The 9,939-nt window shown below is 64.1% G+C and carries 7 protein-coding genes; 5 read left to right on the top strand and 2 right to left on the bottom strand.

What is annotated here, in order from left to right; translation table 11 throughout:
• Together rapA and B3E94_RS23115 are read left to right on the top strand one after the other, a co-directional pair.
• A partial coding sequence (rapA, locus tag B3E94_RS23110) for an RNA polymerase-associated protein RapA (protein WP_286915363.1) occupies positions 1–2,645 on the top strand: 2,645 nt, incomplete at its 5' end.
• 170 nt (positions 2,646–2,815) lie between these two features.
• Complete coding sequence (locus tag B3E94_RS23115; RefSeq protein ID WP_286915365.1) at positions 2,816–5,080, top strand: putative bifunctional diguanylate cyclase/phosphodiesterase; 2,265 nt, start codon at positions 2,816–2,818, stop codon at positions 5,078–5,080.
• On the opposite strand, the gene B3E94_RS23120 is transcribed toward B3E94_RS23115, so the two are convergent.
• Positions 4,983–5,867, bottom strand: a complete 885-nt coding sequence (locus tag B3E94_RS23120) for an NAD(P)-dependent oxidoreductase (RefSeq protein WP_176511530.1) — start codon at positions 5,865–5,867, stop codon at positions 4,983–4,985. The genes B3E94_RS23115 and B3E94_RS23120 overlap by 98 nt on opposite strands.
• 168 nt (positions 5,868–6,035) lie before the next feature.
• On the bottom strand, positions 6,036–6,341 hold the full coding sequence (locus B3E94_RS23125) for a DUF2288 domain-containing protein (RefSeq protein WP_286915367.1): 306 nt from the start codon (positions 6,339–6,341) through the stop codon (positions 6,036–6,038).
• Positions 6,342–6,698: 357 nt separating this feature from the next.
• On the opposite strand from B3E94_RS23125, the gene B3E94_RS23130 reads away from it, so the two are divergent.
• The 3 genes from B3E94_RS23130 to livM all read left to right on the top strand — a co-directional run.
• On the top strand, positions 6,699–7,814 hold the full coding sequence (locus B3E94_RS23130; protein ID WP_176511528.1) for a branched-chain amino acid ABC transporter substrate-binding protein: 1,116 nt from the start codon (positions 6,699–6,701) through the stop codon (positions 7,812–7,814).
• Positions 7,815–8,001: 187 nt separating this feature from the next.
• Positions 8,002–8,925 (top strand): high-affinity branched-chain amino acid ABC transporter permease LivH, encoded by a 924-nt coding sequence (livH, locus tag B3E94_RS23135; protein ID WP_003254876.1) that lies wholly within the window; start codon positions 8,002–8,004, stop codon positions 8,923–8,925.
• A partial coding sequence (livM, locus tag B3E94_RS23140; protein WP_286915366.1) for a high-affinity branched-chain amino acid ABC transporter permease LivM occupies positions 8,922–9,939 on the top strand: 1,018 nt, incomplete at its 3' end. The genes livH and livM, both read left to right, overlap by 4 nt.

The raw sequence follows: 9,939 nt of genomic DNA on the forward strand, positions 1-9,939 counted from the left end.
GCTGGAAGCTGACCGTGCGCGAGGTCGAGGACATCGACGGGCTGATGGTCTACCACGGCCTCGACGGCCAGAACCAGGCGCGCACCCTGCCGGAAACCCAGCTGTCGAACTTCATTCAGTTCCGCCTGGCCAGCGACCGCCTGTTCGCCGGCCAGATCGACCCGCTGTCGTGGTTCAGCCTGCGCTACAACACCCTGCATCACACCAGCAAGCAGATGCAGTCGTCGCTGTGGGGCCTGGGCGGCTGCCGCGCGCAGCCGATCGCCCACCAGCTGCACATCGCCCGTGAAGTGGCCGACCGCAGCGCGCCACGCGTTTTGCTGGCCGACGAAGTGGGCCTGGGCAAGACCATCGAGGCGGGCCTGGTGATCCACCGCCAGCTGCTGTCCGGCCGCGCCAGCCGCGTGCTGATCCTGGTGCCGGAAAACCTCCAGCACCAGTGGCTGGTGGAAATGCGCCGGCGCTTCAACCTGCAGGTGGCGCTGTTCGACGCCGAACGCTTCATCGAGAGCGATGCCAGCAACCCGTTCGAGGATGCCCAGCTGGCGCTGGTCGCCCTGGAGTGGCTGGTCGATGACGAAAAGGCCCAGGACGCGCTGTTCGCCGCCGGCTGGGACATGCTGGTGGTCGACGAAGCCCACCACCTGGTCTGGCACGAAGAGCAGGCCAGCGCCGAGTACAGCCTGGTCGAGCAACTGGCGCAGGTCATCCCTGGCGTGCTGCTGCTCACCGCCACCCCCGAGCAACTCGGCCAGGACAGCCACTTTGCCCGCCTGCGCCTGCTCGACCCCAACCGTTTCCATGACCTGGCCGCCTTCCGCGCCGAGAGCGAGCACTATCGCCCGGTGGCCGAAGCGGTGCAGGAACTGCTCGACGAAGGCCGCCTGTCGCCCAAGGCCCACGCCACCATCCAGGGCTTCCTGGGCAGCGAAGGCGAAGCCCTGCTGGCAGCCGTCAGCGATGGCGACAGCCAGGCCAGCGCGCGGCTGATCCGCGAGCTGCTCGACCGCCACGGCACCGGCCGCGTGCTGTTTCGCAACACCCGTGCGGCGATCCAGGGCTTCCCCGAGCGCCAACTGCACCCCTACCCGCTGGCCAACCCCGAGCAATACCGCGACCTGCCGGCCGGCGAGCATGCCGAGCTGTACCCGGAAGTCGCCTTCCAGGCCCAGGGTGAAACCAGCGATGAAGAACGCTGGTGGCGCTTCGACCCACGGGTCGACTGGCTGATAGACACCCTGAAGATGCTCAAGCGCACCAAGGTCCTGGTGATCTGCGCCCACGCCGAAACCGCCATGGACCTCGAAGATGCCCTGCGCGTGCGCTCCGGTATCCCGGCCACGGTGTTCCACGAAGGCATGAGCATCCTCGAACGGGACCGCGCGGCCGCCTACTTCGCCGACGAGGAATTTGGCGCCCAGGTGCTGATCTGCTCCGAGATCGGCAGCGAAGGCCGCAACTTCCAGTTCGCCCATCACCTGGTGATGTTCGACCTGCCCGCCCACCCCGACCTGCTCGAGCAGCGCATCGGCCGCCTCGACCGCATCGGCCAGAAGCACACCATCCAACTGCACATCCCGTACCTGCAGGACAGCCCGCAAGAGCGCCTGTTCCAGTGGTACCACGAAGGCCTCAACGCCTTCCTCAACACCTGCCCGACCGGCAACGCCCTGCAGCATCAGTTTGGCCCGCGCCTGCTGCCTATGCTCGAAGGGGGCGAGGCCAAGGCCTGGACCGCACTGGTGGCCGAAGCCCGTGGCGAGCGCGAGCGCCTTGAAGCCGAGCTGCACAGCGGCCGCGACCGTCTGCTGGAGCTCAACTCCGGCGGCGCCGGCGAAGGCCAGGCGCTGGTGGAGGCGATCCTCGAGCAGGACGACCAGTTCGCCCTGCCGATCTACATGGAAACCCTGTTCGACGCCTTCGGCATCGACAGCGAGGACCATTCGGAAAACGCCCTGATCCTCAAGCCGAGCGAGAAGATGCTCGACGCCAGCTTCCCGCTGGGCGACGACGAAGGCGTGACCATCACCTACGACCGCGCCCAGGCGCTGTCGCGCGAAGACATGCAGTTCCTGACCTGGGAGCACCCGATGGTGCAGGGCGGCATGGACCTGGTGCTGTCCGGCTCGATGGGCAACACCGCCGTCGCGCTGATCAAGAACAAGGCACTCAAGCCAGGCACCGTGCTGCTCGAGCTATTGTTCGTCAGTGAAGTGGTGGCGCCGCGCAGCCTGCAACTGGGCCGTTACCTGCCGCCTGCGGCGCTGCGTTGCCTGCTCGATGCCAACGGCAACGACCTGGCCTCGCGCGTGGCCTTCGAAACCCTCAACGACCAGCTCGAAAGCGTGCCGCGGGCCAGCGCCAACAAGTTCATCCAGGCCCAGCGCGACGTGCTGGCCAAGCGCATCAGCGGTGGCGAAGAGAAGATCCTGCCGACCCACGTCGAGCGCGTGGCCGAAGCGCAGCGCCGCCTGGCCGCCGAAGCCGACGAAGAGCTGGCGCGCCTGACAGCCCTCAAGGCCGTCAACCCAAGCGTGCGCGACAGCGAGATCGACACCCTGCGCAAGCAGCGTGAAGACGGCCTGGCGATGCTGGAAAAAGCCGCGTTGCGCCTGGAGGCGATTCGCGTGCTGGTTGCTGGCTGATTCAGCGTTACCCTCGGGGGCGCGCAAGCGCCCCCACCCTCCCCTCGCTTTATTTCCCCACGCTATTGATCCGATAACCAAATCGTAGAGATCAATATGCCATTATTCCGGAAGGCTTAATCACCCCTTTCTATACTGCCTCGAGTGCCCACTCGAAGATGAGGCAAGCAATGGAATGGTTGGGTCTGCAATTGTTCGCCGAACTGCCCGTTTCGGGCCGCATCGTCATGGACTGCCGGCATGAACCGCTGTTGATCCTGATCGCGTTCGCGGTGGCCAGTGCAGCCTGCTTCGCCACCCTGGACATGGCCGAACGCCAGTCCCACAGCGAACACGCCACCGCCCAACGGCAATGGCGCGTGCTTGGCGCGTGCTGCCTGGCCGGCGGGATCTGGGCCATGCACTTCATCAGCATGCTGGCGTTCCAGGCGCCGGTGGAAATGCACTATGACGTGCCGCTGACCGGCCTCTCGCTGCTGATTGCCCTGGTGGTGGCGTGGCTGGCGATGAACAGCCTCGATCGCACCCACATGCGCCCACAGCATTACCTGCAAAGCGCCTTGCTGATCGGCCTGGGCATCATCCTCATGCATTTCGTCGGCATGGCCGCGCTGCAAACCGGCGCGCAGCAGTTCTACAAGACCGGCCCGCTGCTGGGCAGCGCCGGCATCGCCCTGCTGACCAGCCTCGGCGCCTTGCTGCTGGCGCGCTACTTTCGCAACGGCAGCGGCCGCCAGCACCAGTTGCTGAAAACCGGCGCCGCGCTGCTGATGGCCGGCGGCATCGTCGCCACCCACTTCACGGCCATGGCCGCCATGACCCTGGTCATCGCCCCAGACACCGCCCTGCGCCTGCCCTCCGGCGACAACAGCCTGCAACTGGGCCTGACCATCGCCTTCATCACCCTGTTGATCAGTGGCAGCAGCATCAGCGCCGCCCTCGCCGACAAGAAGCTGCAGAGCAAGGAGCACGACCTGCGCCGGGTCAGCAACCTGCTCAGCCAGCTCGACCAGGCGCGGGCGTCGCTGCAACAGGCCGCGCACTACGACGCGCTGACCAACCTGGTCAACCGCCGCGGCTTCAACCAGGTGTTCGCCGAGCGGCTGGCAGAGCACAGCGCCAGCGAAGACCTGCTGGCGGTGATGTTCCTCGACATCGACCATTTCAAGCGCATCAACGACAGCCTGGGCCATGCGGCAGGCGATGAACTGCTCAAAGGCATCGCCAGCCACATCAAGGCTGCCACCCGCCACCAGGACCTGGTCGCGCGTTTCGGCGGCGATGAGTTCTGCGTGGTCACCAGCCTCAGCAACCGCGACGAGGCCCGCCACCTGGCCCAGCGCATCATGCAGCGCATGAAGGAGCCGATCGACCTGGGCGGCCGGCGCATGGTGATGACCACCAGCATCGGCATCAGCGTCTTCCCCGACGATGGCCAGACTGCCGAAGAACTGCTCAAGCATGCCGACCTGGCCCTCTACCAATCCAAGGGCAGCGGGCGCAACAGCCTGCATTTCTTCAACAGCAGCCTGAAAAGCCGCGCCACCCTGGAACTGCAACTGGAAGAAGAACTGCGCGTCGCCCTGCTCGAAGAGCGCGGGCTGTGCGTGCATTACCAGCCGATCTTCGACCTGCACAATGGCCAGGTGGCCAAGCTCGAGGCGCTGGTGCGCTGGCAGCACCCGCAACATGGCCTGCTCGGGCCAGACCGCTTCATCGGCATTGCCGAAGCCAATGGGCTGATCGTCGACCTCGACCTGTGGGTGCTGCGCCATGCCTGCGCCGACCTGGCCCAGCTGCAGCGCCACGGCTACGGCAACCTGCAGGTCACGGTCAATTGCTCGGCGCTGACCCTGGGCCACGAGGCGCTGGCGCAGGAGGTGGAAATGGCCTTGTTCCAGGCGGGCCTGGCACCACGCCACCTGGAGCTGGAAGTCACCGAAAACGCCCTGGTCGGCGATATCCAGCGTACCGTCAGCCTGCTCAAGCGCATTCGCAGCCAGGGCGTGAGCCTGTCGATCGACGATTTCGGCACCGGCTATTCGTCACTGGCCTACCTCAAGCGCCTGCCGCTGGATGTGCTGAAGATCGACCGCTCCTTCCTGCAGGAGGTACCCGGCAGCCTGAAGGACCGCGAGATCGTCCAGGCCATCATCGCCATGGCCCATACCCTGCACCTGCAGGTGGTCAGCGAAGGGGTGGAAACTGCCGAGCAGTATGCGTTCCTGGCCAGCAACGGCTGCGACTTCCTGCAGGGCTACCTGCTCAGCCGCCCCGTGGCCCTGGCAGACCTGCGGCCGATCCTCGACCGGCTCGACCACCAGGACTTCGCCCCCATCACTTTTTGCGATACAGCTCTACCAGGGTCGCCGGATCTTTTTGCAGATAGCCCTGGCTACCGTGCAAACGCATCAATTGCGCGGCAAGGCCACTGAGCGGCGTCGCCGAGCCCTGCTCGCGGGACAGCTTGACCGCACCATCGAGGTCCTTGAGCAGCGTGCGCACATGCCACTTGATCGGTTCGTAATCGCTGGCGGCCATTTGCGGCGCGAGGATCTGCAGCGGCTTGGAATCGGCAAAACCACCCGCCAGGGCCTCGGCGATGAGGCTGGCATCGACCCCGGACTGTTCGGCCAGGGCCACCACCTCGGCAATCACCAGGGCGTTGCAGGCCACGATCATCTGGTTGCAGGCCTTGGTCACCTGCCCTGCCCCCACGCCGCCCATGTGCGTCACGCGCTGGCCGAGCACCTGCAGGACCGGGCGCGCCCGCTCAAGGTGCGCCGCCTCGCCGCCGACCATGATCGCCAACGTGCCCGCCTCGGCGCCAGGGGTGCCGCCAGACACCGGCGTATCCAGCCAGGCCATGCCGCACAGCGCTGCCAGCTCGGCAGCCATCTCGCGGGTGGCGGTCGGCTCCAGGCTGGAGAAATCGACCAGCAGTTGCCCGCTGCGCCCGCCCATGGCGATGCCGTGCTCGCCGAACACCACCTCACGGACCACGGCGGTATCGGCCAGGCACAGCAGCACCATGTCGTTGTCGCGGCACAACTCGGCGGGGCTTGCCGCCAGGCGCGCGCCTGCGGCAACCAGCTCGGCGCATTTCTCCGGGCTGCGGTTCCAGACGGTCAACGGGAAGCCCGCGGCCAGCAGGCGCCGGCACATGGGCAGGCCCATCAGGCCGATACCGGCGAATCCAAGTGAAGGAAGTTCTGAACGCATCGAGCACTCCTGGCAAATTCGAAAATCAGCGGGCCGCAGCGCGGCCCATTACGCATTCCGTAAACTGTTACCGCCACGCCAAATTGTTACCTACCTCTACCCGCCTGCACGCCTTCAAGCACCAAGGCGAGGCAGCTGTGCATTTTCACGCACCAAAACGGCGCGCGATCACGCCGGGCTCTTCACCTGGATCACGATGAACGGCGATACCACCACCGCCCAGATCTCTGGATCGCGGCTTTGCAGGTCGAGCGCCTGCTCGGTCGTGACCGGGCCGACAGTGCCATCACTGCGCCACTTGGCGAAGATTTCGCCGCGATTCTCGGCCATTGCCGTGGCAACCTCGATCAGGTCCAGGCCAGGGTCGACCCAAATCAGGTCACCCTTGGCCCAGAAACGCTCCAAGGCTTTCCACTCGATGGTCGCGGTCTCGCCAAGCAATTTGGCATAGAGGGTGCTTGTTTGATCAGTCATGGGTTTGTACCCGCAAAAACGGCCTATAAAAAAGGCCTGCATTTTTGCAGAAAAACCCGGTTTCAAAACAGTAATTTGGTCGATTGGCCCCGAACGTGTGGGGGGGGCCGCAGATACGGGCAATTTGATGGCGCCTTTTTGTATCTTTGTGTCGACCATGCGACAACCCTCGAATTAGGCACTTTTCGCCCGCTTTTCAAGCGCTCGAACAGCGCTCTACACTGTACCGGTACAGTTCCGGGACATGTTCCGGGGGAAGGTGGGCATGCAGTGTGGCGTGGCCATGCTGCAATCCCGCCCGGTCTGTAGCCCTGGCCGCCAGGACTATAAGAATTACAACAGAATGAGTGGAGCACTATGATCAAGATTTCCAAGCTGTTCGCCGCAATGGTTCTGGCAGGGGTAGCCAGCCATTCGTTTGCCGCCGATACCATCAAGATCGGCATCGCCGGTCCCAAGACGGGCCCTGTGACCCAGTACGGCGACATGCAGTTCATCGGCGCCAAACAGGCCATCAAGGACATCAACGCCAAGGGCGGCGTCGATGGCAAAAAACTTGAAGCCGTGGAATACGACGACGCCTGCGACCCTAAACAGGCCGTGGCAGTCGCCAACAAAGTGGTCAACGACGGCGTCAAGTTCGTCATCGGCCACCTGTGCTCCAGCTCGACCCAGCCTGCGTCCGACATCTACGAAGACGAAGGCGTGATCATGATCACCCCGGCTGCCACTAGCCCGGAAATCACTTCCCGTGGTTACAAACTGATCTTCCGCACCATCGGCCTGGACAGCGCCCAGGGCCCGGCCGCCGGCAACTACATCGCCGACCACGTCAAACCGAAAGTGGTGGCCGTGCTGCACGACAAGCAGCAATACGGTGAAGGCATCGCCACCGCGGTCAAGCAGACCCTGGAGAAGAAAGGCGTCAAGGTTGCCGTGTTCGAAGGCCTGAACGCCGGTGACAAGGACTTCTCCTCGATCATCCAGAAGCTCAAGCAGAACAACGTCGACTTCGTCTACTACGGCGGCTACCACCCAGAGCTGGGCCTGATCCTGCGCCAGGCTCAGGAAAAGGGCCTGAAAGCCAAGTTCATGGGCCCAGAAGGCGTGGGTAACGACTCGATCTCGCAGATTGCCCAGGGCGCTTCCGAAGGCCTGCTGGTCACCCTGCCGAAATCGTTCGACGCCGACCCGGAAAACAAGGCCATCGTCGAGGCCATCAAGGCTGACGGCAAGGACCCAAGCGGCCCGTTCGTGTTCCCGGCCTACTCGGCTGTCGAGCTGATCGCCAAGGGTATCGAAGCGGCCAAGTCCGAAGACACCGCCAAGGTGGCCGAAGCCATCCACGCCGGTACCTTCAAGACCCCGACCGGCGAGCTCTCCTACGACGCCAAGGGCGACCTGAAAGACTTCAAGTTCGTGGTCTACGAATGGCACTTCGGCAAACCGAAGACTGAAGTCTCCCCTCAGTAACTGCGTGACTAAATAGCTGACCGTAAAAGCCCACTGTGCGAGCAGTGGGCTTTGTTTTACGAGGTTCATGGGCCTGGTTGCCGCGATCCGGCAGCGGGCTCACCTGAAAATCTTAAAACCGTCACCCGCGGTTTCCTGGCCGTCACCCGGCCGGCGAAATGCAAATCAGGTTTTTAGGAGCGCTGTAATGCCTGAGATCTACCATTTCTTCCAACAACTGGTTAATGGATTGACCATCGGCAGCACCTATGCCTTGATCGCCATCGGCTACACGATGGTGTACGGCATCATTGGCATGATCAACTTCGCCCACGGCGAGGTTTACATGATCGGATCCTACGTGGCCTTCATCGCCCTGGCGGGCCTGGCCATGATGGGTATCCACTCGCTGCCGATCCTGATGACCGTTGCCTTCGTCGCGACGATCTTCGTCACCAGTGCCTATGGCTACAGCATCGAACGGGTTGCCTACCGCCCCCTGCGCAACAGCAACCGACTGATCCCGCTGATTTCCGCCATCGGCATGTCGATCTTCCTGCAGAACACTGTCTTGCTGTCGCAGGACTCCAAGGACAAATCCATCCCCAACCTGATCCCCGGGAGCTTCTCCTTCGGGCCAGGCGGTGCTGAAGAAGTACTGATCAGCTACATGCAAGTCCTGGTGTTCGTGGTCACCCTGGTGGCCATGACCCTGCTCACCCTGTTCATCTCCCGTTCCCGCCTGGGGCGCGCCTGCCGCGCCTGCGCCGAGGACATCAAGATGGCCAACCTGCTGGGCATCAACACCAACAACATCATCGCCCTGACCTTCGTCATCGGTGCTGCCCTGGCAGCCGTGGCGGCCGTGCTGCTGAGCATGCAGTACGGGGTCATCAACCCCAACGCCGGTTTCCTGGTGGGCCTGAAGGCCTTCACCGCGGCGGTACTGGGTGGCATCGGCAGCATCCCGGGCGCGATGCTCGGCGGGCTGGTGCTGGGCGTGGCCGAGGCCTTCGGCGCCGACATCTTCGGCGACCAGTACAAGGACGTGGTGGCATTCGGCCTGTTGGTTCTTGTCTTGCTGTTCCGGCCGACCGGCATCCTCGGCCGCCCGGAGGTTGAAAAAGTATGAACAGAAATCTCAAACAGGCGTTCTTCGCCGCCTTGCTGGTATGGGCCGTGGCCTTCCCGGTGCTGGGCCTGAAACTGAGCATCGACGGCATCAGCCTGTCGGTCCACAGCCAGGGTTCGTTCACCATCAGCATCATCGCCGTGTGTTCGGTGCTGATGTTCCTGCGCGTGCTGTTCGACAAGCAGTGGAGTTCGGTGATGGGCCGCCGTTCGGATCGCAAGCTGATCCCGCCGGCGGTCAGCAACTACCTCACCCTGCCCAAGACCCAGCGCTACATCATCATCGGCCTGATCGCCGCTGCCCTGGTGTGGCCGTTCTTCGGCTCGCGCGGGGCGGTCGACATCGCCACGCTGATCCTGATCTACGTGCTGCTGGGCCTTGGCCTGAACATCGTGGTGGGCCTGGCCGGCCTGCTCGACCTGGGGTATGTGGGCTTCTATGCCGTCGGTGCCTACAGCTATGCGATGCTCTCGCACTACCTGGGCTGGAGCTTCTGGGTCTGCCTGCCGATCGCCGGCCTGATGGCCGCCACCTTCGGCTTCTTGCTCGGCTTCCCGGTGCTGCGCCTGCGCGGTGACTACCTGGCGATCGTGACGCTCGGCTTCGGCGAGATCATCCGCCTGTTCCTGCGTAACCTCACCGACTGGACCGGCGGCCCGAACGGCATCAGCAACATCCCCAAGCCGGAGTTCTTCGGCCTGACCTTCGAACGCCGTGCGGCCGAGGGGATGCAGACCTTCCACGAGTTCTTCGGGCTGGAATACAACTCGATCAACAAGGTCATCTTCCTCTACCTGGTAGCCCTGCTGTTGGCCCTGCTGGCGCTGTTCGTCATCAACCGCCTGCTGCGCATGCCGATCGGCCGCGCCTGGGAAGCCCTGCGCGAAGACGAGATCGCCTGCCGGGCACTGGGCCTTAACCCGACCGTGATCAAGCTTTCGGCCTTCACCCTGGGCGCCTGCTTCGCGGGCTTCGCCGGCAGCTTCTTCGCCGCGCGCCAGGGCCTGGTGACAC

Source organism: Pseudomonas sp. UBA6315, from assembly GCF_002438125.1.
GTDB lineage: Bacteria > Pseudomonadota > Gammaproteobacteria > Pseudomonadales > Pseudomonadaceae > Aquipseudomonas > Aquipseudomonas faucium.

Excerpts from the sequence above, each read along its gene's own strand:
- B3E94_RS23115 (WP_286915365.1), top strand. The coding sequence starts at position 2,816 with ATGGAATGGTTGGGTCTGCAATTGTTCGCCGAACTGCCCGTTTCGGGC.
- B3E94_RS23120 (WP_176511530.1), bottom strand. The coding sequence starts at position 5,867 with ATGCGTTCAGAACTTCCTTCACTTGGATTCGCCGGTATCGGCCTGATG.
- B3E94_RS23125 (WP_286915367.1), bottom strand. The coding sequence starts at position 6,341 with ATGACTGATCAAACAAGCACCCTCTATGCCAAATTGCTTGGCGAGACC.
- B3E94_RS23130 (WP_176511528.1), top strand. The coding sequence starts at position 6,699 with ATGATCAAGATTTCCAAGCTGTTCGCCGCAATGGTTCTGGCAGGGGTA.
- livH (WP_003254876.1), top strand. The coding sequence starts at position 8,002 with ATGCCTGAGATCTACCATTTCTTCCAACAACTGGTTAATGGATTGACC.